Below are 24,134 nucleotides of genomic sequence, written 5' to 3'. Positions count from 1 at the left end.
ATGAAAGGAGTTTGACTCCTTTTGTCCTTTTCTTAAAGATAAGTTAAATAAAGCGTTTTCCATAGATTCTTTTAGAAAAGATATTGCTAAAAGGCCTAAAAATTGATAGAATAAGGATTGTCTAAAAAAATTTAAGGAGAATCTATCAAATGGATTTTACATGGGCTATTAAATATGCCACAGAATTCTTGGGAACTGCTATTTTGATCATTCTTGGTAATGGTGCAGTTGCTAACGTTGAACTTAAAGGTACGAAAGGTCACCAAAGTGGCTGGCTCGTTATCGCGGTTGGTTATGGTATGGGGGTTATGATCCCAGCCTTGATGTTTGGTAATGTATCTGGTAACCACATCAACCCAGCTTTCACTCTTGGACTTGCTGTTAGTGGACTTTTCTCTTGGGAACAAGTACCATATTACATCCTAGCACAAGTTTTGGGAGCAATCTTTGGTCAAGCTTTGGTTGTAGCGACTCACCGTCCTTATTACTTGAAGACAGAAAACCCTAACAATATCTTGGGTACCTTCTCAACGATTTCAAGCATCGACCACGGTACAAAAGAATCACGTTTTGCAGCTACTGTTAACGGTTTCCTCAATGAGTTTGTAGGTTCATTTGTTCTTTTCTTTGCAGCACTTGGTTTGACTAAAAACTTCTTTGGTGCTGAGGTTCTTCAATACATGAAACAAATGGCTACTCAAGCTGGACAAACTGTTGATTTAAGTGAATTGGCAGTGAAAGCTCAAGTAGCTCCACATACAGCTGCTGGGATCTCAGTTGCGCACTTGGCACTTGGTTTCCTAGTAATGGCCTTGGTAACTTCACTTGGTGGACCTACTGGACCTGGTTTGAACCCAGCTCGTGACTTTGGACCACGTCTTCTTCACGAACTCCTTCCAAAATCAGTTCTTGGTCAACACAAGGGTGATTCAAAATGGTGGTATGCATGGGTCCCAGTTGTAGCTCCAATTGCAGCGGGTATTGCGGCAGTAGCACTATTCAAACTACTTTACCTATAAGAAATGAAACTGGGGAATCCCAGTTTTTTTTTATAAAATTTCTAAATAAAATAGATATGGCTTGTAAAATATTCGAAAATCCTTTAAAATAAAAGAGTTGGAGGAATTTATGAATGTGAATGAGATTGTTCGGATCGTTCCGACTTTGAAAGTTAATAATCGAAAATTAAATGAAAAATTTTACATTGAAACCCTGGGGATGAAACCTTTGCTGGAAGAGTCTGCCTTTCTTTCCTTAGGTGATCAGACAGCTACGGAGAGATTGATTTTAGAAGAGGCTCCAAGTATGCGAACACGCAGAGTTGAAGGGCTTAAGAAGCTAGCTAGACTCTTGATAAAGGTTGAGAATCCTTCTGAAATCGAGGCCCTCCTTTCTCAAATGAAGTCTCTTCCTCGCCTATTTAAAGGGAACCGAGGGTATGCTTTTGAGATTGTTTCTCCTGAAGAGGATGTGATCCTTGTTCATGCAGAAAATGATATAAGAGATTTGGTACCACTGGAAACCGCTCCTGAATTTTATTCAAATACAAGTATAAAATACGTGAGCCAATTTGAGGTTTCTATGGAGTTGCGTTTACCTGAAGGGACAGAGAGCTTACTTGATCCTGAAGGAGTAGCGCCAGCAATCACCTTTACGAAAGGGCAAGGAGCAGATTTGGCTGTTGAAAACAATGTCACTTGGGATTTGACGATGTTAAAATTTTTAGTCAAGAATTTTGATCTAACCAGTCTTCGTCAGAAATTTGAAAAGACAGGCTACTTTGTCCCTAAGTCTAAAAAATTCTTCCTTGGTAAAGATACCAATAACATTGAATTGTGGTTTGAAGAAGCATGAAGTTGGAAAAAATTCTAAGAAAAATAGAAAATCAAATCGAGGCAGGGATTTATCCCGGGGCCTCTTTTGCGTATTATAAGGATGGTGAATGGAAAGAGTCTTATCTAGGATTGAGTGATCCAGAACGAGACTTGAAGACAGAAACCGGTTTGGTTTATGATTTGGCCAGTGTGAGTAAGGTCGTGGGAGTGGGGACGGTTCTTATCTTCTTGTGGCAGCAGGGCAAATTAGATATTGATCGACCGGTGACGGATTTTTTACCGGAGTGTGATTATCCTGATATCACTATACGGCAACTTTTGACCCATGCTACAGATTTAGACCCCTTTATTCCAAATCGGGACCTCTTGACTGCCCCTGAATTAAAAGAAGCTATGTTTCACCTCAACAGACGAAATAAGTCAGCCTTCCTATACTCGGACGTTCACTTTTTACTCTTAGGATTTCTTTTGGAAAAAATCTTTGACCAAGACTTGGATCAGATTATAGAAGAACAAGTTTTGGGACCATGGGGAATGACGGGAACCAAGTTCGGCCCCGTTGAGCAAGCTGTACCAACAGTGAGAGGAGTAGAGGCCGGAATCATTCACGATCCCAAAGCTCGTCTATTAGGGAAACACGCAGGAAGTGCTGGTTTATTTTCGACTGTTAAGGATTTGCAGACCTTTCTGGAACATTATTTGAAAGATGATTTTGCAGCAGAATTGAGCCGAAATTTTTCTCCCTTAGATGATAAGGAGCGGTCTCTAGCCTGGAATCTGGAAGGGGCTTGGCTCGACCATTCGGGCTATACTGGTACCTTTATCATGTGGAATCGAGAGAAACAAGAAGCGGCTATCTTTTTATCCAATCGAACGTATGAGAAGGATGAGCGTGCCCAGTGGATAGTCGATCGAAATCAAGTCATGGAAATGATTCGTCAAGAGGAGTAGGAAGAAGTATGTCAAAAACCGTAAAAGGAACTCTGTATACAGTAGTGGCAGGGATTGCTTGGGGCTTTTCTGGAACCAGTGGCCAATACCTAATGGCACACGGGATTTCTGCTTTAGTCTTGACCAATTTGCGGCTTATCATTGCAGGCTTGGCACTGGTAGCCTTATCATATATGACTTCAAAGGATAAACTCTATGCTTTTTTAAAAGACAGAAAAAGTCTACTATCTCTTTTGCTATTTGCCCTGTTTGGACTTTTCTTAAACCAGTTTGCCTATCTTTCTGCCATTCAGGAAACCAATGCTGGAACGGCGACAGTTCTCCAGTATGTATGCCCCGTTGGGATCTTGGTTTATACCTGTATCAAGGACAAGGTGGCGCCTACTCTGGCTGAGATTATTTCGATTGGTTTAGCAATTGGAGGAACGTTTCTTATCGCGACGCATGGGAAAGTTGACCAGTTGTCTGTCACACCTGCTGGACTTTTCTGGGGCCTCTTTTCTGCCCTAACCTATGCCCTCTATATCATCCTTCCCATCGTTTTGATTAAGAAGTGGGGCAGTATTTTGGTGATTGGTGTTGGGATGGTTATTTCTGGTATAGTGGCTATTCCCTTCACAGGAGTTTTGCAAGCCAGCATACCAACCAGCTTAGATTTTCTCTTTGCATTTGCTGGGATTATCATCATCGGAACGGTCTTTACCTATACAGCTTTCCTAAAGGGAGCTAGTCTGATAGGCCCTGTTAAGTCTAGTTTATTGGCTTCCATAGAGCCAATTTCTGCCGTTTTCTTTGCCTTTCTGATTATAAAGGAACAGTTTTATGCGATTGATTTTGTCGGTATGTCTATGATTTTACTAGCCGTGACCATTATTTCATTGAAAGATTTACTGCTGGAAATAAAGAGTAAGTAATTAAAAAATCCACTCAATCGAGTGGATTTTGTGTGTATAGATGATTAGTCTTTATTTTCGTGTGGCAAAATCAAGTTCAAGATGATTCCTGTCATGGCTGATAGAGCAGTACCTGAAAGTGTAACTGGGCCAAGTTTGAGGATGGCTCCACCAAGTCCAAGTACTAACATGGCACTTGCGATGATGAGGTTACGCATTTGGCTGAAGTCAACGCGTTCCTTAATCAAAACTTTCAAACCATTGCTGGCGATAACCCCGTAGAGAAGGATGGACATGCCACCAAGCACAGCATTTGGAATGGTTGAAATCAAGGCAGTGAATTTACCTAGGAAGCTAAGAGCAATGGCGATAAAGGCCGCGTTACGGATAACAGAGACAGAAGCGATACGAGTCATCCCGATAACTCCTGTATTTTCTCCGTAGGTCGTATTGGCTGGTCCACCGAGGAAAGCAGATACAGATGTCGCAATACCGTCACCGAGAAGCGTACGGTGAAGTCCTGGTTCTTTCAGGAATTGACGGCCACAGATTTGGCTTAAAACTGTGTGGTCTCCGATGTGTTCTGAAATGGTTACAATAGCGATTGGTAAGATGGCGATTGTTTCAGGACCGAAGTACAAGTTGTACTCTTTAAAGGCTCCACCTGTACTAAATGGCAAGTAGAAACCAGGAATTTCAAACCAATTGGCTTGAAGAACTGGGGTAAAGTCAACCAAACCAAGCATCATAGCGAAGATATACCCACCGATGATGGCAAAGAGGAAAGGAATGATACGAAGGAAACCTTTTCCTTTTGTATTGATAAAGGCGGCAATCAAGAACGTCACGACAGCTACAAGAGCGTTCTTCCAGTTTCCGTCTGCTACAAGTCCAGCATTCGTTACAGCAGAACCAGCAAGACCAAGACCGATAACGATAATCATAGGTCCGATAATGATTGGTGGCAAGAGTTTATCAATCCATTTCGTACCTGCAAAACGAACACTTGCTGCTACAAGGACATAGACAAAACCAGTCAAGATTACCCCCGTTTGAGCAGCAGATACATCGCCCCCCATTTCTTTCATGGCTAGAGACATAGCTGTGATAAAGGCGAATGAAGAACCTAGATAAACTGGAACCTTAAAGCCAGTAGAAATCATGTAGATAAGTGTTCCAATACCGGATGCGAAGAGAGCAACCGATACGGGCATTCCCAAAATTAAGGGAACGAGAATGGTTGCACCAAACATGGCAAATACGTGCTGGAAGCTTAGAAGAATACCTTTACCAGCAGAAGGACGTTGATCAACGTCTAGTAACAAGTCAACAGTTGATTCCTGTTTCATAAAAACCTCACTTTTGGGCACCAAAAAAGAGCCCATTATTTTGCAGCAATAGGCCCTCAGAGTAAGACTTTTTAAAAAATAGCTATCTTTTAAAAATTTATATAAATCTGCGCCTTCGTCACCTCACAGGATGACATTAAAAACCTTTGCTTAGGATAGTATAGCAGAAAAAATTCGTTTTGTAAACGAATTTTTCCCGAGCCCGGAAATGCGAGAGCGAGGTTCGTTTTGTAAACGAATTTTCCCCGAGCCTAAAAATAAGAAAGCGAGGTTGATTTTGTAAATTGTTTTCTGAACTTTAAACAAGGGCGCACTATTGTTTAAAGTGGGCGTTTGTTGGGCATGCCAGCCTTTCTTGGGTACTTGTTAGGTGTTTCCTTTTTCTTTTCGACCACAGTGATGTAGCGCGGATCTCCATTTGGTAGGGCGTAGCTGAGGTTTTCCTCTACCTTACTAAAGAGGAGGTTGAGGGCATTCTTGGCTTCTAGCAATTCCTCAGGAGCATTGCTGGCCTTGAGTGCCAATAGTTTGCCACCGACTTTAAGATAGGGAATGGTCAGCTCAGACAAAACCTGCATACGGGCAACCGCACGAGCCGTCACCACATCAAACTGGGCACGGAAGTTCTTGTCTTGGGCAAAGTCTTCTGCCCGTCCATGGTAGAAGTGAACACCATCCAAATCCAACTCCTGAGCCAAAAGCTGAAGGAAGTTGATGCGCTTATTGAGCGAATCAATGATGGTCACATCCAGCTGAGGATAGAGAATTTTCATAGGCAGACTAGGAAACCCTGCCCCAGCTCCGATATCAAGAAGTTTGATAGTTTCATTTGAAATCAAGCCTTGCAGAATAGGTGCAATCGAATCATAAAAATGTTTGAGATAAACTTCCTCTTTATCTGTAATAGCGGTCAGGTTAATCTTTTCATTCCACTCGACCAAGAGCTCAAAATACCGTTCAAATTGGTTCTTTTGCTGGTCCGAAAGTGGAAGATTTTGCTCAGCTAGTAGGCTGTAAAAAGTTTCTGGTTTCATAGTCGTTTCCTTCTCTAGTATCATCTTATTTTACCATATTCGTTAAAATTTTGATATACTGGTAGTAATCTAAAAGCAGAAAGGAATAAGATTATGACTTGGATTATTCTTGGAGTTTTGGCTCTGATTGTTATTTTTGTGATTGTTAGCTATAACGGTTTGGTTAAAAATCGTATGCAGACCAAGGAGGCTTGGAGCCAGATAGATGTTCAGTTGAAGCGTCGTAATGATCTCCTCCCAAACTTGATTGAAACAGTCAAAGGCTATGCGAAATATGAAGGTTCTACCTTGGAAAAAGTGACAGAACTTCGAAGACAAGTAGCCGCAGCAACTTCACCAGCTGAAGCTATGAAGGCCAGTGATGCCCTTACCCGCCAGATTTCTGGTATCTTTGCAGTAGCAGAGAATTACCCAGACTTGAAAGCTAGTGCTAACTTTATCAAATTACAAGAAGAGTTGACCAATACTGAAAATAAAATTTCTTACTCACGCCAACTCTACAACAGTGTTGTCAGCAACTACAATGTAAAACTTGAAAGTTTCCCAAGCAACATCATCGCAGGACTATTTGGCTTTAAAGCTGCAGACTTCCTTCAAACACCTGAAGAGGAAAAGGCAGTTCCTAAAGTTGACTTTAGCGGTTTAGGTGACTAAGATGTTGTTTGATCAAATTGCGAGCAATAAACGAAAAACTTGGATTTTGTTGTTGGTTTTCTTCCTACTCTTGGCCTTGGTTGGTTATGCTGTTGGCTATCTCTTTATGCGTTCAGGTCTTGGGGGCATGATTATTGCCTTGATCATTGGTCTTATCTACGCTCTGACCATGATCTTTCAATCGACAGAGATTGTCATGTCTATGAATGGGGCGCGTGAGGTTGATGAGCAAACAGCCCCAGACCTCTACCATGTAGTAGAAGATATGGCTATGGTCGCTCAGATTCCCATGCCACGTGTTTTCATCATTGAGGATTCTTCTTTAAATGCCTTTGCGACAGGTTCGAATCCGCAGAATGCAGCTGTCGCAGCCACTTCGGGCCTTCTGGCTATCATGAATCGCGAGGAACTGGAAGCTGTTATGGGGCATGAGGTCAGTCATATTCGAAACTACGATATCCGCATTTCGACCATTGCTGTTGCCCTTGCCAGTGCCATTACCCTTCTGTCTAGTATGGCAGGACGGATGATGTGGTGGGGTGGCGCAGGTCGAAGACGGAGTGATAATGATCGTGATGGAAATGGTTTGGAGATTATCATGCTTGTCATCTCTCTCCTAGCAATTGTTTTGGCTCCCTTGGCAGCAACCTTGGTGCAACTTGCAATTTCCCGTCAGAGGGAATTTCTAGCGGATGCATCCAGTGTGGAACTGACTCGCAATCCTCAAGGGATGATCAATGCCTTGCGTAAGTTGGAGAATAGCGAGCCGATGCATCACCATGTTGACGATGCCAGCAGCGCTCTTTATATCAATGATCCTAAGAAAAGTGGCGGACTTCAAAAACTCTTTTATACCCACCCACCTATCTCAGAACGAATTGAACGTTTGAAACAGATGTAAAAAAAATCCAGAGAGACTTCTCTGGATTTTTGCTTTTAGTATCTCGCTTTTAACTTGTCATCTCACCGAAAAATAGTATAATATATGTAATTCCATATAATTGAGGTGAATGATGTATAAGCGCTGGATGACGTTTTTCTTGATTTTGATTTTTATGCCGATTCATTTGAGTATAGCAGAGAAAATCATGCGAATAAATTCATTACCGCTATCAATCCTTTTTACCCTTGTTGAACTTGCAATATTTTTATATGTAGGAAAAAAGTATGACTTGTTTCACATTCGGAAAATCTACCTAAAAGATATTCTTAAATGTTTTCTTTCATACGCCTTGCTTTTCTTGTTTTATATTTTGGTCAATTTTTTAGGCCCTACCCAATCAGACACAACTCAAACTGTGCAAAGTTTATCACTTTCATGGTCTGTACTTTTTGTGGATCTCTGTGTTTTGGCACCTGTCACGGAAGAAATCTTTATGCGAGGTATGTTACAGGGGATAGTATTTAAGAATACATATTTTGGCTTGTTTGCCACGTCGCTTCTTTTTGCTTATCTGCATGGTCCCTATACTATTCCTAGCTTTATCAGCTATTTAGGTATGGGATTTGCATTTGGGGTAAGGTATAAGACTTCTGACAACCTATGGAATTCCATTCTTTTGCATGTCCTCAATAATCTGGTTGCATTTTGCTTTTTGTATATGAGATAATGATGCATTAGAATGCTTTGAGCTGTAAAATAGTAAAAAATGATTTCTAGCTTATATAATGTAAACAAAAGTCAGAGCATAATCTGTCACGTAAAAGACGCCAGAAGCGCTCTTTATATCAATGATCCCAAGAAAGACGTGTGTAAACAAAATCCAGAGATCGTCTCTGGATTTTTGCTATGTTCAACATTTATAAATCTTGTAAATCAACAACTTCCAAACCACGATCTGTCAAACGATAGATACTCGTACAGACCTCTTTTAAGAAGCGTCTGTCATGCGAAACAGTGATCAGACCGCCGGGATATGAGGCAAATAGTTTTCTGATTTCAGGTTGAGAAGTGGGAGAAAAATTACGTGTAGGCTCATCCAGAAGGAGAAAGTTTGGTTTGCGCAACACTAAATCCAAAAGTAGGAGTTTACCTTGTTGCCCGCCAGATAGGGAGCGGATTTGGTGGTGCATCTCTGGATAGTTGAAATTGAGACTGGCTAGGTGAGATTGGATTTTCTGTAGTTCCTCTTTTTGTCCAGTTTGGCTGAGATAGGCTACTGGAGATAGATCTAATTGCAGTTTTTTATGGTAATCTTGTGGCATAAAACCAAGCGAAATCTCTCTTTTGGCGCTTAGGAGTTGCTGCAACTTGGCTAACAGAGTTGATTTTCCAGCACCATTTGGCCCGATGATACCGATTTTATCTTGGCCACGGACCGTTAGTCTTAACTCCTGAGCTAAAATACGCTCTCCAATGGACAAATTTTCTTTTTCCAGTTGGACTAAGACTTTAGAAGCCGGTAATGGTTGGACGTCTGAAAAGAAAAGTTGGATTTGTTCCTCGTCAAGTGGCTTTTGGGTCATGGACTGGGCTTCCTTTTCAAAGCGTTTTTCTTGAGAGAGTACATTTTTCATCTTTTTAGCCAATAGGCGCCCGGCAACATCATTTTTAGTATTTCGCAAAGCATTTTCTACATTCTGCTTAACGCGACGATGTTTTTCCATGGTTTTATCATGGGCTCGTTGGTCGTTAGCAGCTTGCTGGCTTTGTCTGGCAAAACTAGCCTTCCTCTGGTCACTATAGCTATCGTAGTCTAAATGCTCGACTAGTGTTTCTGCTTCTTTCCGGTGTTTGACCAGTCGCAAGTGGACAATAGTATCTGCTGTCTGAGAGAGAAAGTCTTCATCATGGGAAATGAAAATAACTGTTTGCCTCATCTTTCGAATCTGACTTTTTAGCCAATCAACTGTCTCAAGGTCTAAGTCATTTGAAGGTTCATCTAAAAATAGAATCTCAAATGGTTTTGCTAACTCATGGATGAGCTGAACTTTCAAAGCTTCGCCCCCTGATAGACTGCCAATCTCTTGGTCGCTAGCAAAACGGTCGCTATCAAAGTGCAACTCCTCCGCCAAACGATAAAGAATACTGTAGTCTAAATCAGCAGAATCTAAAAAGAAGTAGTCATGTAGAGTCCTATTTTTCAGGATTTCAGGGATTTTTTGAGGAATGCATGCCAGTGATTGAAGGTCAGACTGGATGTCGCCCTTGATAGTAAAATCAGATAATGCTTCCCCCATTAAAGCTCGTAGTAAAGTCGATTTACCATTTCCTTCTTCACCAATAATAGCAACCTTTTCTCCGTCTTGGATAGTCATGGTTAGGTCAGATACAAGATCTCGTAGATCTTTGTTTTGCGTGATAGTTAGATGATTGATTTTTATCATATTGTTGCCCTTTCTAGAATGTCGATAGTGCATAACAAAAAGCTCTACTTTATCTAGTAGAGCCCAAAGTCACTGTCAAAACTCTATTATCCTCGTTGAAAAAACTCGTCAAACTAGCTTGGAGCTGCCTAACCCAACCCAAGAGGAGCATAGCTTTCTAGTTTTTTGATTTTCAATGAGGACAAGATACTAGAAAATCTAGTATGAAAAGAGCACACAAAAAGAGACAAAAACAAGATCTACTAAATAAAGATTCTTTATTTGATAGACTTAGTTGTTCATGTCTCCCTTACCTCCGAGTATTAGTACCTCTATCCTATACCTTTAAGGAAATTTTGTCAATAGAAAATCCAAAATTCTAAACTCTAAAATCCAAAAACAGGTCCATAAAGAGTTAATACGTGTTTGACGTGCTCGTAATGGAACTTGTCATAGTTACGCCAAGCGGTACGTGCTGGATCGTTTAGTTTTAGGCTCCCTAGTCCAATCAGAAGACTGGTGCGTTGGTAAAATTTCTCAAGGTCGATTAAGATACTGTTGTCCAGCTTTTCTGCTTTTTTTAGTTCCTCAAGAGTGGTGTTCAGCAGCTCTTGCAGTCGAAGATCATCGGCTGTTCCTTGTTTACAGCTTTGGTAGCTTTTATTTAACTCGGATAGGAGTTGGTAAGCTTCGTTGATTAGTTCTTTGTCTTCCATATGAGCATCCTCCTTGCTCTAGTGTATTCTTGCCTATAGTATAGCACTAATAGGAAAGTTTGTCATAGTAAATATGTTAAAAAATGAGATTTTAATATCAAAGTTTGGAAAGCTGACTTATAGCCTTTTCATGGTATAATCAAGTGAGTACATCTTTATGGAGGAAATATGAAGTTAAATATTCAAGAAATTCGTAAGCAACCTGAAGGCCTGCATTTTGAACAAGCTTTAGACCTGGCAGCAGACTTGCGTAAACGGAACCAAGAGATTTTAGATGTCAAAGATATCCTTGCAGTGGGGAAGGTGCAGTACGAAGACCGTCTGTATTTCTTAGACTATCAGTTGTCATATACCATTGTCCTTGCTTCCAGCCGCAGTATGGAGCCAGTTGAGTTGGCTGAGTCTTATCCAGTCACAGAGGTCTTCATGGAAGGAGCGACCAACCAACTGGACCAGGAGGTTCTTGATGATGACTTGGTCTTGCCTATCGAAAATGGGGAAATCGACCTTGCTGAGAGCGTAGCAGATAATATTCTGCTCAATATCCCTATCAAAGTCTTGACGGCAGAAGAAGAGGCGGGCCAAGGTTTTGTGTCAGGAAATGACTGGCAAATCATGACTGAGGAAGAATACCAAGCCCAACAAGCAGTCAAGAAAGAAGAAAACAGTCCATTTGCTGGCTTGCAAGGACTGTTTGATGGAGACGAGTAGATGGTTTTATCCAAGAAACGTGCCCGTCATGTCATAGAGGAAATTATTGCCCTTTTTCCAGATGCTAAGCCTAGTCTTGATTTTCGCAATCATTTTGAACTACTGGTTGCAGTGATGTTGTCAGCTCAGACGACAGATGCAGCGGTAAATAAGGCCACCCCAGGTCTCTTTGCTGCTTTTCCAACGCCACAAGCCATGTCTGTAGCGACAGAGAGTGAAATTGCTTCACACATTTCTCGCCTGGGACTGTATCGAAATAAGGCTAAATTTCTTAAAAAATGTGCCCAACAGTTACTAGACGATTTTGATGGTCAAGTGCCTCAGACTCGAGAGGAATTAGAAAGTCTAGCGGGTGTTGGTCGTAAAACAGCAAATGTTGTCATGAGTGTGGGTTTTGGAATCCCTGCTTTTGCAGTGGATACTCATGTGGAGCGTATCTGTAAGCATCACGATATCGTTAAAAAATCAGCTACGCCACTTGAAGTAGAAAAACGTGTTATGGACATTCTGCCACCAGAGAAATGGTTGGCAGCCCACCAGGCCATGATTTACTTTGGACGAGCTATCTGCCATCCCAAAAATCCAGAATGCGATCACTATCCCCAATTATCTGATTTTAGTAATATTTAAGCGGACTCTGAAAAAGTTTTTGCTTGATTTTAAGGGTGCTTTGTGCTATAGTAAATGGTAACTAAATAGTCCTTTAAACCTGTCCCGTGAGGCAGGCAAGGAGCGCGATAAAGTAGAAGGGTGAAGTCTATACTGTTTATAGTATGGCTCGCTTGGCTATACATTTCAAGTCTCCTTGTAGAAGGAGACTTTTCTTTTTGGAGGTTTGTCATGAAGACAAAAGAAGTTGTAGACGAATTGACTGTCAAACGAGCGATTACGCGAATTACTTATGAGATTATCGAGCGCAATAAAGATTTGAATAAAATTATCTTAGCTGGGATAAAAACGCGTGGTGTTTTCATCGCTCATCGTATCAAAGAACGCTTGGAGCAATTGGAAAACATTACTGTTCCTGTTGTGGAATTGGACACCAAACCTTTCCGTGATGATGTTAAAAGCGGAGAAGATACTTCTTTGATTTCTGTTGATGTGACTGACCGTGAAGTTATCTTGGTGGATGATGTACTCTATACAGGCCGTACTATCCGTGCTGCTATTGATAATATTGTTGGCCATGGTCGTCCTGCGCGCGTGAGTCTTGCGGTGCTAGTTGACCGTGGACATAGAGAATTGCCTATTCGTCCAGATTACGTTGGGAAAAATATCCCAACCAGTCGTTCTGAAGAAATCATCGTAGAGATGACAGAACTTGATGGCCAAGACAGAGTTCTGATTACTGAAGAAGCTTAGAAAGCTGAAGGAGTAGCCATGTCAGAAAATCAACAAGCATTGAACCATGTGGTTTCTATGGAAGACCTTACAGTTGATCAAGTGATGAAATTGATCAAACGAGGGATCGAGTTTAAAAACGGAGCCCAATTCCCCTACGAGAACAAACCTATCGTATCGAATCTCTTCTTTGAAGATTCTACACGGACACATAAGTCCTTTGAAGTGGCAGAGATTAAGCTAGGGTTGGAGCGACTGGACTTTGATGTGAAAACTAGTTCGGTCAATAAGGGTGAGACACTGTATGATACCATCTTGACCCTATCTGCTCTAGGAGTAGATGTCTGTGTGATTCGCCACCCAGAGGTTGACTATTACAGAGAGTTGATTGCGAGTCCGTCGATTACAACTTCTATTATCAATGGTGGTGATGGTTCGGGACAACATCCTAGCCAGAGCTTGCTTGATTTGATGACTATTTATGAGGAATTTGGCCACTTTAAGGGGCTCAAGGTTGCTATTGCAGGCGACTTGGACCACTCACGTGTCGCCAAATCAAATATGCAGATTTTGAAACGCTTGGGAGCTGAACTTTACTTTGCAGGACCTGAGGAATGGAGAAGCCAAGAGTTTGCGGACTATGGACAGTTTGTAACCATTGATGAGATTGTTGATCAGGTAGATGTTTTGATGTTGCTCCGCGTTCAACATGAACGCCACGAAAGTGGAGCGGTCTTTTCAAAAGAATACTACCATGCTCAACACGGCTTGAACCAAGAACGCTATAATAGATTAAAAGAAACAGCAATCATTATGCATCCTGCTCCAGTTAATCGAGATGTGGAAATTGCTGACCACTTGGTTGAAGCGCCAAAATCACGCATTGTCCAACAAATGACCAACGGTGTCTTTGTTCGAATGGCAATCTTAGAATCCGTATTGGCGAGTAGAAACGCCAACTAAAACACAAGACGTTAAAAGACGCCAGTGAGCGTCCACGAGAGGTGAAAATATGACAAAAAGACTTCTAGTATTAGAAGATGGCACAGTTTTTGAAGGCAAGGCCTTCGGAGCAGATATTGATGTAACAGGCGAAATCGTCTTTAATACAGGGATGACCGGCTATCAAGAATCCATTACAGACCAGTCTTATAATGGACAAATCTTGACCTTTACCTATCCTTTGGTGGGAAATTATGGAATTAACCGTGATGATTACGAATCCATTATTCCGACTTGTAAGGGAGTTGTCGTTTTCGAAGAAGCGCGTAGAGCAAGTAACTGGCGCAACCAAATGACCTTGGATGAATTTTTGAAAGCTAAGAAAATCCCTGGTATTTCAGGAATTGATACGCGTGCCCTTACTAAGATTATCCGTAAGCATGGTACGATGCGTGCAACCTTGACTCACGTTGGGGACAGTATGGACCATGTGACGGACCAGCTCCAAGCAACAGTCTTGCCGACAGACAATATCAAACAAGTTTCTACTAAAACTTCCTATCCAGCTCCAGGAGTTGGTTTGAGCGTGGTGCTAGTGGACTTTGGTCTCAAGCACTCAATCTTACGTGAACTTTCTAAGCGCAACTGTAACGTGACGGTTGTTCCTTATTCAACAACGGCAGAAGAAATTCTCCACCTAAATCCTGATGGAGTTATGTTGTCAAATGGTCCAGGTAACCCAGAAGACGTTCCAGAAGCACTGGACATGATTCGTGGTGTGCAAGGAAAAATTCCAATCTTCGGAATTTGTATGGGACACCAACTCTTTGCCATGGCAAACGGGGCTAAGACATATAAGATGAAGTTTGGTCACCGTGGATTTAACCACGCGGTACGTGAGATTGCAACAGGACGCGTAGACTTTACCAGCCAAAACCATGGTTATGCAGTCAGCCGTGAGGACTTGCCAGAGCATTTGATCATTACCCACGAAGAAATCAATGACAAGTCAGTTGAAGGAGTTCGCCACAGATACCAACCAGGTTTTTCTGTACAATTCCACCCAGATGCAGCTCCTGGTCCACACGACGCAAGTTACCTATTTGATGAATTTATCGAGATGATGGAAGCTTTTAAACAAGCAAACTAAGAACGAGTAAAAGCTCGTCGGAGAATTTATGTAACTGAACACGGACGGAAAGCTCGGAATTTAGAGAAACCAACTTGGATTGTCAATCCTTCCTTGGTTTCCTAAAATTCAATCGCTTTCTATTCGTCCTTTGCATCTTATTTAATGTCGCTCTGTGAGGCGACGAATAGAAAGGCAGGTCGTTTCTTTTAGTCGCTATCAGGCGAACTAAAAACTCCCTGCACTAGATTTTTTATCGAAAAATATCGTTTCTCTAAAAAATCGTCGGAGAATTTATTTAATGGCAACCCGAGAGTTGCCGAATAGAAAGGAGAAGATACATTGTTCGCGGAAGTGAACACGCCCTAAGAACTGTGTGAAAAAGATAAACATAGTCTTGACGCTAAAGGCGTCTGCACCGAGTTTCCTATTTTCACTGTGTTCTTTACGGGCTTTGTATCATAAACTATGCCTAAACGTACTGATATTCAAAAAATTATGGTGATTGGTTCTGGTCCGATTATTATTGGTCAGGCTGCTGAGTTTGACTATGCGGGGACCCAGGCCTGCTTGTCTTTGAAAGAGGAAGGTTATGAAGTTGTCTTGGTGAACTCAAACCCTGCCACCATCATGACGGACAAGGAGATTGCGGACAAGGTCTACATCGAGCCAATCACACTTGAGTTTGTAACTCGTATTCTCCGTAAGGAACGTCCAGATGCTTTGCTTCCAACTCTTGGAGGTCAGACAGGGCTCAATATGGCCATGGAATTGTCTAAAAATGGTATCCTAGATGAGCTTGGAGTAGAACTTCTCGGTACTAAATTGTCTGCTATCGACCAAGCAGAGGACCGTGACCTCTTTAAACAATTGATGGAAGAGCTTGAGCAGCCAATCCCTGAATCTGAAATTGTCAACACAGTAGAAGAAGCTGTTGCCTTTGCTGCGTCAATTGGTTACCCAGTTATCGTTCGTCCAGCCTTTACCCTTGGTGGTACTGGTGGTGGTATGTGTGCCAATGAGGAAGAACTGCGTGAAATCGCTGAAAATGGGTTGAAACTGTCACCTGTTACCCAATGTTTGATTGAACGTTCAATCGCAGGTTTCAAGGAAATCGAGTACGAAGTCATGCGCGATTCAGCTGACAATGCCCTCGTTGTTTGTAACATGGAAAACTTTGACCCAGTTGGGATTCATACAGGGGATTCTATCGTATTTGCTCCTGCGCAAACCATGTCGGACTATGAAAACCAAATGCTCCGTGACGCGAGCTTGAGCATTATTCGTGCCCTCAAGATTGAAGGGGGCTGTAACGTTCAGCTAGCCCTTGATCCACACAGCTTCAAGTACTATGTCATCGAAGTAAACCCCCGTGTATCACGTTCGTCAGCCCTTGCTTCTAAGGCGACGGGTTATCCGATTGCCAAATTGGCTGCCAAGATTGCCGTTGGGTTGACTCTAGATGAGGTCATCAATCCAGTTACAGGTTCAACTTATGCTATGTTTGAGCCAGCCCTTGACTACGTCGTTGCGAAAATTCCACGTTTCCCATTTGATAAGTTTGAAAAAGGTGAGCGTCGTCTTGGAACTCAGATGAAAGCGACTGGAGAAGTCATGGCCATCGGTCGGAACATTGAGGAGTCTCTTCTAAAAGCCTGTCGTTCACTTGAAATTGGGGTTCACCACAATGAAATGCCTGAACTGGCAACCGTTTCTGATGATGCCTTGATTGAAAAAGTTGTGAAAGCCCAAGATGACCGTCTCTTCTACGTATCAGAGGCCATTCGCCGTGGCTACACACCAGAAGAAATCGCTGAGCTTACGAAAATTGATATCTTTTATCTTGATAAACTCTTGCACATCTTTGAAATTGAGCAAGAATTAGGTGCCCATCCACAAGATCTAGAAGTCTTGAAAACTGCTAAACTTAATGGTTTCTCAGACCGTAAGATTGCGGAACTCTGGAAAACGACAGCTGAGCAAGTTCGTCAACTTCGCTTGGAAAACAAGATTGTCCCAGTTTACAAGATGGTCGATACCTGTGCGGCAGAATTCGACTCTGAAACACCATATTTCTATTCAACCTATGGTTGGGAAAATGAGTCTATCAAGTCTGACAAGGAATCTGTACTTGTCCTAGGTTCAGGTCCAATCCGTATCGGACAAGGGGTTGAGTTTGACTACGCAACCGTTCACTCTGTTAAGGCGATTCAGGCTGCTGGTTATGAAGCGATCATCATGAACTCAAATCCAGAGACCGTTTCTACCGACTTCTCGGTATCAGACAAACTTTACTTTGAACCATTGACATTCGAAGATGTGATGAATGTCATTGATTTGGAGCAACCAAAAGGCGTTATTGTTCAGTTTGGTGGTCAAACAGCTATCAACCTTGCAGAGCCTTTGGCAAAAGCAGGTGTGACCATTCTTGGTACCCAAGTAGCTGACTTGGATCGTGCCGAAGACCGCGACCTCTTCGAGCAAGCCCTCAAAGACTTGGATATTCCACAGCCACCAGGACAAACAGCAACTAATGAAGAAGAAGCGGTGCTTGCTGCTCGCAAGATTGGCTTCCCAGTCCTCGTTCGTCCATCTTATGTCTTGGGTGGACGTGCTATGGAAATCGTCGAAAACGAAGAAGACCTTCGTTCTTACATGCGTACCGCTGTTAAGGCCAGTCCAGACCATCCAGTCCTTGTCGATTCTTACATCGTTGGGCAAGAGTGTGAAGTCGATGCCATCTCAGACGGGGAAAATGTCCTCATTCCTGGTATCATGGAGCATATCGAACGTGCCGGTGTCCACTCAGGTGACTCAATGGCCGTTTATCCTCCACAAACCTTGTCGCAAAAGGTTCAGGAAACCATTGCAGACTACACCAAACGCCTAGCAATTGGTCTTAACTGTCTTGGTATGATGAACATCCAGTTTGTTATCAAGGATGAAAAAGTCTACGTTATTGAGGTTAATCCACGTGCCAGCCGTACAGTTCCATTCCTTTCAAAAGTAACCAATATCCCTATGGCTCAGGTAGCAACTAAGCTCATTCTTGGTCAAAGTTTATCAGAACTTGGCTACCAAGATGGACTTTACCCTGAAAGTACTCGCGTTCATATCAAGGCTCCAGTCTTCTCCTTCACCAAGTTAGCTAAGGTAGATAGCTTACTTGGTCCTGAAATGAAGTCAACAGGGGAAGTCATGGGTTCTGATGCTACTCTAGAAAAAGCTCTCTATAAAGCCTTTGAAGCTTCTTACCTCCATTTGCCAACTTTCGGAAATGTAGTCTTCACCATTGCAGATGATACCAAAGAAGAAGCCTTGGACTTGGCTCGCCGTTTCCAAAATATCGGTTACGGTATCCTCGCGACAGAAGGAACTGCAGCCTTCTTTGCTAGCCATGGATTGCATGCCCAGCCTGTTGGTAAGATTGGTGATGATGAGAAGGATATCCCAAGCTTTGTTCGTAAAGGAAAAATCCAAGCGATCATCAATACTGTCGGAACCAAGCGAACTGCTGACGAAGATGGTGAGCAAATCCGCCGTTCAGCCATTGAACATGGTGTGCCACTCTTTACAGCACTAGACACAGCAAATGCCATGCTTAAGGTGCTAGAAAGTCGTAGTTTTGTCACAGAAGCGATCTAGTTGAGAAAGAATTTTTACAGTTTTAAAGCCAGCGTCAGAAAACGCTGGCTTTTGCAATACTGATATTGCTTCTTTCAACTATCATTTTTTTTATTTGTAATCATTCTAAAATGTGATATAATAAGCGTGAATTGGAAATAGGTAAACTATTTTCATCATTCTTTCAAAAAATATTCTATTAAGAAATATGTAAAGACAGATTAGAAAGTGTAAAATCCCTATGTCCTCTTATAAAAAAGTCTCTCTTTCTGAGATCAATCAATCTATTGAGACTCCAAATAACAATCATTTTTGGCAAAATCTAAAAGCATTCTTAGGACCTGGAGCTCTTGTGGCAGTTGGCTATATGGATCCAGGAAACTGGATCACCAGTGTGGTTGGTGGTGCTTCCTACAAATATAGTCTCTTATTTGTTATTTTGATTTCATCCATCATTGCCATGCAACTACAACAGATGGCTGGAAAGCTCGGTATCGTAACTAAGATGGACCTAGCACAGGCAACTGCACATCATGCTCCCAAGTGGCTTCGTTATAGTTTATGGGTGATTTTAGAATTAGCTTTAATGGCGACCGACTTAGCTGAGGTTCTAGGCTCAGCGATTGCCTTAAATCTTTTATTTAAAATACCAATTATGGTCGCTATCCTCTTAACCGTTTTAGACGTATTTCTTTTGTTGTTGTTGATGAAATTTGGCTTCAAAAAAATTGAAGCCATTGTTACGACCCTTATTTTAACCATATTAGCCATCTTTACCTATCTGGTGGCTTTATCCAATCCAAGTATTCAGGGTATTTTGGGTGGTTATTTACCGACTCCAACATTATTTGAAACACCATTACCAGGTCATGAAAGCCAATTGACTTTGGCTCTAGGAATTGTGGGAGCGACAGTCATGCCCCATAATCTCTATCTTCATTCATCCCTATCCCAAACAAGGAAAATCAATCACAAAGATAAGAAGGATGTTCGAAAAGCCGTTCGTTTTATGACCTGGGATTCAAATCTTCAGTTGTCCCTCGCCTTTATTGTCAATTCCTTACTGCTCATTTTAGGGGCCTCTCTCTTTTTTGGTCATGCATCTGAAATTTCAGCTTTCTCCCAAATGTACAATGCTTTACAGGATTCGACAATAGCAGGAGCTATAGCTAGCTCAACTCTGTCAACTTTATTTGCCCTAGCTCTCTTAGCAAGTGGACAAAATTCGACCATTACAGGTACCTTAACAGGACAGATTGTCATGGAAGGCTTCTTGCATCTGAAATTGCCTCAGTGGATGATCCGTATCGGTACCCGTATTTTTGCATTGCTACCTGTGATTATAGTCGCCGTTTTGTTTGGACATCAAGAAAAAACCTTGGATCAGTTATTGGTCTATTCACAGGTCTTTCTGTCAATCGCTCTTCCGTTTTCAATCTTCCCTTTAATCTATCTGACCTCTAAGAAGTCACTGATGGGAGAATTCACCAATGCCAAGTGGAACACCATCCTAGGTTACGCAGTTTCAATCATCTTGACCATTCTCAATATCAAGCTTCTTTTCGATATTTTTTAAACTCGTTTGAAATCAATTATAGTGTCAGCGTGAAGGTTGACAACATAGAAAGTAGTAGTGATTGGTTCATAAAAAGAAGTACAAAAAAAGAACAGTGGTAACTGTTCTTTTTTATCATTATTTGAGACCGTATTTTTTGTTGAAACGATCCACGCGTCCATCTGCTTGAGTGAACTTTTGACGTCCAGTGTAGAATGGGTGTGAGTCTGATGAAATTTCCACACGGATCAATGGGTAAGTTTCGCCTTCGAACTCAACAGTTTCGTTAGAGCGTTTTGTTGAACCGCTAAGGAATTTGTAACCAGTAGTTGTGTCCATGAAGACAACTGGGCGATATTCTGGATGGATATCTTTTTTCATTTTGCAATATTTCCTTTCTGCCATGGTCTCTTTGCGAGCCATAGATTGTTACCATACTAGTCTATCAGATTCTGATAAGTTTGGCAAGTCTTTTCCCTGATTTTATTAAAAATCTTGATAAAAAATCACTCCAGTGTTTACTGGAGTGAGGGTAGAAGAATGATTAATTCTCTTGATTTGGAGCTTTTTCTTCTTGTTGATTTTTTACTTCTGTTTCTTTTACTGGTTCTGCGTTTTCTTCTGCTGATTTAGCCTCTTTTTCAGTTTCAGTAGGTTCTGTTTCCGTTGATTCTGTTACAGTTTCAGCTTCAGCCTCTGTTTCTGTTGGTTCGGCTACTGGCTCAGCTTCTGTTTTTGTTTCAGATTCAGTAGTTTCTTCTTTTACTGGTTCCGCGTTTTCTGCTACTGATTCAGCCTCCACATTAGCTGGTTCCTTAGCTTCTTCTGTTTGCTCGGTTTCCTCTTTAGCAGTCTCTGTTTTCTCAGCAGTAGTTTCTTCTTTTTTACGTTCTTGAGATTCTTTTTTGATTTCTTCGACTGCAGTTTTAACGGTAGAGCTTGTTACACGTCCGACAGTTTGAGCAAAATCTTTACCAGACTCAGCTAATTCAGTAAATGACTCTTTTGTAATTTTACCACCTGACATTGCCAAGAGACCAGTTACAACAAGTGCAATGCTAGCAAGAATAGCCAAAATCAAACCAAAGCCGATTGAAATGCCATATCCACCAAAGTTAGACATGTACTTATTTACATTAAAGAGACTATTTAGTGTGACGAGAGTTGCAATTGCACCCGCAACAATGACACCAATTGAGAACCCTTTAGACATTGCTTTATTCATATTATTCAAGCATGCAAGAACAATAGACACAATAGCCGCGATAATGACAAACCAACCATCACCTTGGTAACCATTCACGCTATAGGACCCAAAAGAACCTGCATTTAAACTAGCCCATGGCAAGAGTGAACCAAGAATGGCTACTCCAGCAGAAATGAGAATATACAAACGATTTTTTTCCATTATTAAGTCTCCTTTTATTCAGTTTGATTTATTATACCATAAACTGAGGTACAAAGAAACCGTATATTTTAAGAATCTAGCATATAAAAGGCCAAGAAAATTCTTTCTTAGCCTTGGTGAATCTGTAGAGCCTCTTTCAGTTCTTTATATATTTGTTCGTTTTCTTCTAGACTATAGGAATTGGCGCCACTGGCTAATGGATGCCCTCCCCCGTCATGTCGTTTGGCTATCTCATTGATAGGGGTGATTTTACTGCGCATTCGCACACGGAAGTGGCCATCAGCTTGTTCAACAAAGATAGCCCAAGCCTTAACAGTATCAATTCGACCAGGTGCCCCAACAATCGCTGCTGTTTCAGCATCCGTAACCTTATATTTTTCCAAGATGTCTTGAGTAAGCAGAACGCGTGCAGCCCCATTCTCATCAACTTCTAAGTGATCATAAACATACCCTTGCAATTTTGCAATCTTGAAGCTCATGGTATCCATTTGACGAGACAGTCCAGCAAAGTCAAAATCAATTTCTCGGAGCTGGCCAGCTATTCTAAAGGTACGGGCACTAGTTGAAGGGTAGAGAAAACGCCCTGTGTCCCCGACAATTCCTGCATAGAGAAGTCGTGCCGCTTCACTAGACAAAGTTAGCTGATTTTCTTGAGCAAATAATGCAATCATCTCACTGGCGCTGCTTGAACTTGTATCCACCCAAGATAGGTCACCATAGATGTCATCATTTGGATGGTGATCGATTTTGATGGTGAAATTAGCTTGTTCGTAGCGTTTATCATCGATACGAGGACGATTCGCTGTATCACAAATAATAGCAAGAGCTCCGTGGTAGTCACTGTCTTGGACAGTATCCATTTCCGCCATCCAGGTTAGAGTTGGTTCGTTATAACCGACTGCTTTGATGGTCTTTTCTGGAAAATGGTGTGTGAGAAGAGCTTTTAAACCTACCTGACTCCCTAAGGCATCTGGATCTGGTTTCATATGACGATGAATGATAATGGTATCGTATTCTTTGATTTTCTCTAAAATTTGCTGGCAAATTTCCATAAATAACCTCAATTCTTTCTCATTTCATTGTAGCACAAGAATTTTTATTTTTAAAATGAAAAAGATATGATATAATGGAGAAAGATAAATTGAGGAGGACGATATGGCATTAGCAAAAATTGTATTTGCCAGTATGACCGGTAATACCGAAGAAATTGCAGATATTGTAGCAGATAAATTGCGTGACTTGGGCTTGGATGTCGATGTGGATGAATGTACGACTGTTGACGCTTCAGACTTCTTGGAGGCGGATATTGCAATCGTTGCGACTTATACTTACGGTGATGGAGAATTGCCAGATGAGATGATGGACTTCTACGAAGACCTAGCAGATCTCAACTTGAATGGCAAAATTTACGGAGTGGTAGGTTCAGGAGATACCTTCTACGATGAATTCTGTAAGGCTGTTGATGACTTTGATCGCGTATTTGTAGCGACAGGAGCAGAAAAAGGTTCAGAGTGTGTTAAAGTGGACCTCTCTGCCGAAGAAGAAGACATCGAACGTTTGGAACAATTCGCAGAAGAATTGGCTGCAAAAGTAGGATAAAAATCAAGCTGCACTGACTGGAAGAAGTCAGTGCGTTTTTTTATTAGTTATTTTGGGATTTTACTAGCCTATTTGGTGGCTTTTTGATACAATAATTCAAATAAAGGAGGAGACTGTATGAATTTAGATATTATTCGGCAAGAAATTGATCAAATCGATGACCAAATCGTCAAGCTCCTAGAAGAACGGATGCATTTGGTTGAGGGAGTAGTTGCCTATAAGAAAGCCTCAGGAAAACCTATTTTAGATACTAAGAGAGAAGAAATCATTTTTGAAAAAGTCAGAAATAGAGTAGAAGATAAGCGCTATCAGGAGACCATTGTTGCTACTTTTTCAGACATTCTCAAACGTTCGCGTGATTATCAGGATCAAAACATCAAATGAAAAAAGAACAATTTTATCCGCTAGGAATTTTTCTGGCTGCAATGGTGGGGGGCCTTGTCCGCTATCTGGTTTCCACTTGGTTACCAGCCAGTCCAGATTTTCCTTGGGGGACCCTTCTTGTCAACTATCTGGGCATTTTCTGCTTGGTCTATCTGGTGAAAGGCTATCTGGTCTATAAGGGAACTAGTAAAGGCTTGGTTTTGGCGCTGGGGACAGGATTTTGTGGTGGCCTGACAACCTTTTCTAGCCTAATGCTTGATGCAGTAAAACTGCTTGATACCGGGCGTTATCTTAGCTTAGGCATCTACTTATTTTTGAGCATCGGTGGAGGCCTACTCTTAGCTTATGTTCTAGGGAGGAAGAAATGGTAGTCGTTTATCTTGCAATCGCCTGCGGGTTCGGAGCCCTAGTGCGGTATTTCTTTTCCCGATACAATCAAGCTTCTAAATTTCCCCTAGGAACTCTCGTCGCCAATCTTCTTGGTTGCTTTTTGATTGGCTTGCTCTACAATCATGTGGAGTCCAAGGAAGTCTATGCTATCCTAGCGACAGGTTTTTGTGGAGGGTTGACGACCTTTTCAACCTTGAATGACGAGCTGCAAAAACTGTTAAGTGACAAGAAGGTATTTTATAGCTATTTAGCCTCAACATACATAGGCGGTTTTCTAGCGATTTTTTTAGGAATTCTGCTATAAATTTCTTTA

Annotated in this window: 25 protein-coding genes; 18 read left to right on the top strand and 7 right to left on the bottom strand. The window is 41.6% G+C overall.

From position 1 onward, the window contains the following. Window positions 1-149 precede the first annotated feature (149 nt). From gla to M1F65_RS04090, 4 genes are all read left to right on the top strand, one after another. Window positions 150-1,019 (top strand): aquaglyceroporin Gla, encoded by an 870-nt coding sequence (gene gla / locus M1F65_RS04105; protein WP_000348117.1) that lies wholly within the window; start codon window positions 150-152, stop codon window positions 1,017-1,019. A gap of 109 nt (window positions 1,020-1,128) precedes the next feature. Then, entirely contained in the window at window positions 1,129-1,854 is a 726-nt protein-coding gene (locus M1F65_RS04100; protein ID WP_125384648.1) for a CppA N-terminal domain-containing protein, read from the top strand. Continuing rightward, window positions 1,851-2,786 carry a serine hydrolase domain-containing protein gene (locus M1F65_RS04095; RefSeq protein WP_247925523.1) on the top strand — a complete coding sequence of 312 codons (936 nt, stop codon included), beginning with the start codon at window positions 1,851-1,853 and terminating at the stop codon, window positions 2,784-2,786. Before M1F65_RS04100 ends, M1F65_RS04095 begins: the two co-directional genes overlap by 4 nt. Before the next feature lie 8 nt (window positions 2,787-2,794). After that, window positions 2,795-3,700 (top strand): DMT family transporter, encoded by a 906-nt coding sequence (locus M1F65_RS04090; RefSeq protein ID WP_095726135.1) that lies wholly within the window; start codon window positions 2,795-2,797, stop codon window positions 3,698-3,700. 44 nt (window positions 3,701-3,744) lie between these two features. On the opposite strand, the gene M1F65_RS04085 is transcribed toward M1F65_RS04090, so the two are convergent. Together M1F65_RS04085 and rsmG are read right to left on the bottom strand one after the other, a co-directional pair. Further along, window positions 3,745-5,028 (bottom strand): uracil-xanthine permease family protein, encoded by a 1,284-nt coding sequence (locus M1F65_RS04085; RefSeq protein WP_049506041.1) that lies wholly within the window; start codon window positions 5,026-5,028, stop codon window positions 3,745-3,747. Window positions 5,029-5,348: 320 nt separating this feature from the next. Then, window positions 5,349-6,062 (bottom strand): 16S rRNA (guanine(527)-N(7))-methyltransferase RsmG, encoded by a 714-nt coding sequence (gene rsmG / locus M1F65_RS04080; protein WP_247925522.1) that lies wholly within the window; start codon window positions 6,060-6,062, stop codon window positions 5,349-5,351. A 93-nt stretch (window positions 6,063-6,155) separates the two neighbouring features. On the opposite strand from rsmG, the gene M1F65_RS04075 reads away from it, so the two are divergent. The 3 genes from M1F65_RS04075 (at window position 6,156) to M1F65_RS04065 (ending at window position 8,326) form a co-directional block, all read left to right on the top strand. Continuing rightward, window positions 6,156-6,716, top strand: a complete 561-nt coding sequence (locus M1F65_RS04075; protein ID WP_000219838.1) for a LemA family protein — start codon at window positions 6,156-6,158, stop codon at window positions 6,714-6,716. A gap of 1 nt (window position 6,717) precedes the next feature. Further along, the gene (gene htpX, locus M1F65_RS04070) at window positions 6,718-7,617 is read left to right on the top strand and encodes a zinc metalloprotease HtpX (RefSeq protein ID WP_095726133.1); all 900 of its coding nucleotides are present in this window, start codon (window positions 6,718-6,720) and stop codon (window positions 7,615-7,617) included. 109 nt (window positions 7,618-7,726) lie between these two features. Beyond that, window positions 7,727-8,326 (top strand): CPBP family intramembrane glutamic endopeptidase, encoded by a 600-nt coding sequence (locus tag M1F65_RS04065; protein ID WP_223341666.1) that lies wholly within the window; start codon window positions 7,727-7,729, stop codon window positions 8,324-8,326. Window positions 8,327-8,516: 190 nt separating this feature from the next. On the opposite strand, the gene M1F65_RS04060 is transcribed toward M1F65_RS04065, so the two are convergent. Further along, window positions 8,517-10,076, bottom strand: a complete 1,560-nt coding sequence (locus M1F65_RS04060; RefSeq protein ID WP_247925521.1) for an ATP-binding cassette domain-containing protein — start codon at window positions 10,074-10,076, stop codon at window positions 8,517-8,519. A gap of 332 nt (window positions 10,077-10,408) precedes the next feature. Next, window positions 10,409-10,738, bottom strand: coding sequence for a helicase BlpT (locus M1F65_RS04055; RefSeq protein ID WP_084944444.1), 330 nt, complete (start codon window positions 10,736-10,738; stop codon window positions 10,409-10,411). Window positions 10,739-10,906: 168 nt separating this feature from the next. On the opposite strand from M1F65_RS04055, the gene M1F65_RS04050 reads away from it, so the two are divergent. From M1F65_RS04050 to M1F65_RS04020, 7 genes are all read left to right on the top strand, one after another. Beyond that, complete coding sequence (locus M1F65_RS04050; RefSeq protein WP_000773191.1) at window positions 10,907-11,449, top strand: YceD family protein; 543 nt, start codon at window positions 10,907-10,909, stop codon at window positions 11,447-11,449. Next, window positions 11,450-12,079: an endonuclease III gene (nth, locus tag M1F65_RS04045; protein ID WP_247925520.1), complete on the top strand. Its 630-nt coding sequence runs from the start codon at window positions 11,450-11,452 to the stop codon at window positions 12,077-12,079. It begins immediately after the preceding gene. 210 nt (window positions 12,080-12,289) lie between these two features. Continuing rightward, window positions 12,290-12,811 carry a bifunctional pyr operon transcriptional regulator/uracil phosphoribosyltransferase PyrR gene (gene pyrR, locus M1F65_RS04040; protein ID WP_000850018.1) on the top strand — a complete coding sequence of 174 codons (522 nt, stop codon included), beginning with the start codon at window positions 12,290-12,292 and terminating at the stop codon, window positions 12,809-12,811. 18 nt (window positions 12,812-12,829) lie between these two features. After that, window positions 12,830-13,753 carry an aspartate carbamoyltransferase catalytic subunit gene (locus tag M1F65_RS04035; RefSeq protein ID WP_247925519.1) on the top strand — a complete coding sequence of 308 codons (924 nt, stop codon included), beginning with the start codon at window positions 12,830-12,832 and terminating at the stop codon, window positions 13,751-13,753. A gap of 49 nt (window positions 13,754-13,802) precedes the next feature. Then, window positions 13,803-14,882, top strand: a complete 1,080-nt coding sequence (locus tag M1F65_RS04030) for a carbamoyl phosphate synthase small subunit (protein ID WP_000166847.1) — start codon at window positions 13,803-13,805, stop codon at window positions 14,880-14,882. A gap of 447 nt (window positions 14,883-15,329) precedes the next feature. Further along, the gene (gene carB / locus M1F65_RS04025; protein ID WP_247925518.1) at window positions 15,330-18,506 is read left to right on the top strand and encodes a carbamoyl-phosphate synthase large subunit; all 3,177 of its coding nucleotides are present in this window, start codon (window positions 15,330-15,332) and stop codon (window positions 18,504-18,506) included. 220 nt (window positions 18,507-18,726) lie between these two features. Next, the gene (locus M1F65_RS04020; RefSeq protein WP_049501345.1) at window positions 18,727-20,061 is read left to right on the top strand and encodes an Nramp family divalent metal transporter; all 1,335 of its coding nucleotides are present in this window, start codon (window positions 18,727-18,729) and stop codon (window positions 20,059-20,061) included. Between the two features lie 117 nt (window positions 20,062-20,178). Here the strand turns inward: M1F65_RS04020 and M1F65_RS04015 are convergent, their stop codons facing one another. From M1F65_RS04015 to M1F65_RS04005, 3 genes are all read right to left on the bottom strand, one after another. Continuing rightward, window positions 20,179-20,421 (bottom strand): type B 50S ribosomal protein L31, encoded by a 243-nt coding sequence (locus M1F65_RS04015; RefSeq protein ID WP_000710762.1) that lies wholly within the window; start codon window positions 20,419-20,421, stop codon window positions 20,179-20,181. Window positions 20,422-20,584: 163 nt separating this feature from the next. Then, a complete protein-coding gene (locus tag M1F65_RS04010; protein ID WP_049550417.1) occupies window positions 20,585-21,448 on the bottom strand; it encodes a lantibiotic ABC transporter permease in 864 nt (287 codons plus the stop codon). A gap of 107 nt (window positions 21,449-21,555) precedes the next feature. After that, complete coding sequence (locus M1F65_RS04005) at window positions 21,556-22,500, bottom strand: DHH family phosphoesterase (protein ID WP_096753617.1); 945 nt, start codon at window positions 22,498-22,500, stop codon at window positions 21,556-21,558. 103 nt (window positions 22,501-22,603) lie between these two features. On the opposite strand from M1F65_RS04005, the gene M1F65_RS04000 reads away from it, so the two are divergent. From M1F65_RS04000 to crcB (M1F65_RS03985), 4 genes are all read left to right on the top strand, one after another. After that, window positions 22,604-23,047 carry a flavodoxin gene (locus M1F65_RS04000; protein ID WP_001162125.1) on the top strand — a complete coding sequence of 148 codons (444 nt, stop codon included), beginning with the start codon at window positions 22,604-22,606 and terminating at the stop codon, window positions 23,045-23,047. 117 nt (window positions 23,048-23,164) lie between these two features. Further along, window positions 23,165-23,431 carry a chorismate mutase gene (locus M1F65_RS03995; protein ID WP_084851695.1) on the top strand — a complete coding sequence of 89 codons (267 nt, stop codon included), beginning with the start codon at window positions 23,165-23,167 and terminating at the stop codon, window positions 23,429-23,431. Continuing rightward, window positions 23,428-23,802 carry a fluoride efflux transporter CrcB gene (crcB, locus tag M1F65_RS03990; protein ID WP_247925517.1) on the top strand — a complete coding sequence of 125 codons (375 nt, stop codon included), beginning with the start codon at window positions 23,428-23,430 and terminating at the stop codon, window positions 23,800-23,802. Before M1F65_RS03995 ends, crcB (M1F65_RS03990) begins: the two co-directional genes overlap by 4 nt. Next, window positions 23,796-24,125, top strand: a complete 330-nt coding sequence (gene crcB / locus M1F65_RS03985; protein WP_095726125.1) for a fluoride efflux transporter CrcB — start codon at window positions 23,796-23,798, stop codon at window positions 24,123-24,125. Before crcB (M1F65_RS03990) ends, crcB (M1F65_RS03985) begins: the two co-directional genes overlap by 7 nt. Window positions 24,126-24,134: the final 9 nt, after the last annotated feature.

This window comes from Streptococcus oralis (assembly GCF_023109195.1).
GTDB lineage: Bacteria > Bacillota > Bacilli > Lactobacillales > Streptococcaceae > Streptococcus > Streptococcus oralis_BV.
Note: the sequence above shows the minus strand (reverse complement) of the source record. Positions and strands in the feature narration are given on the sequence as shown.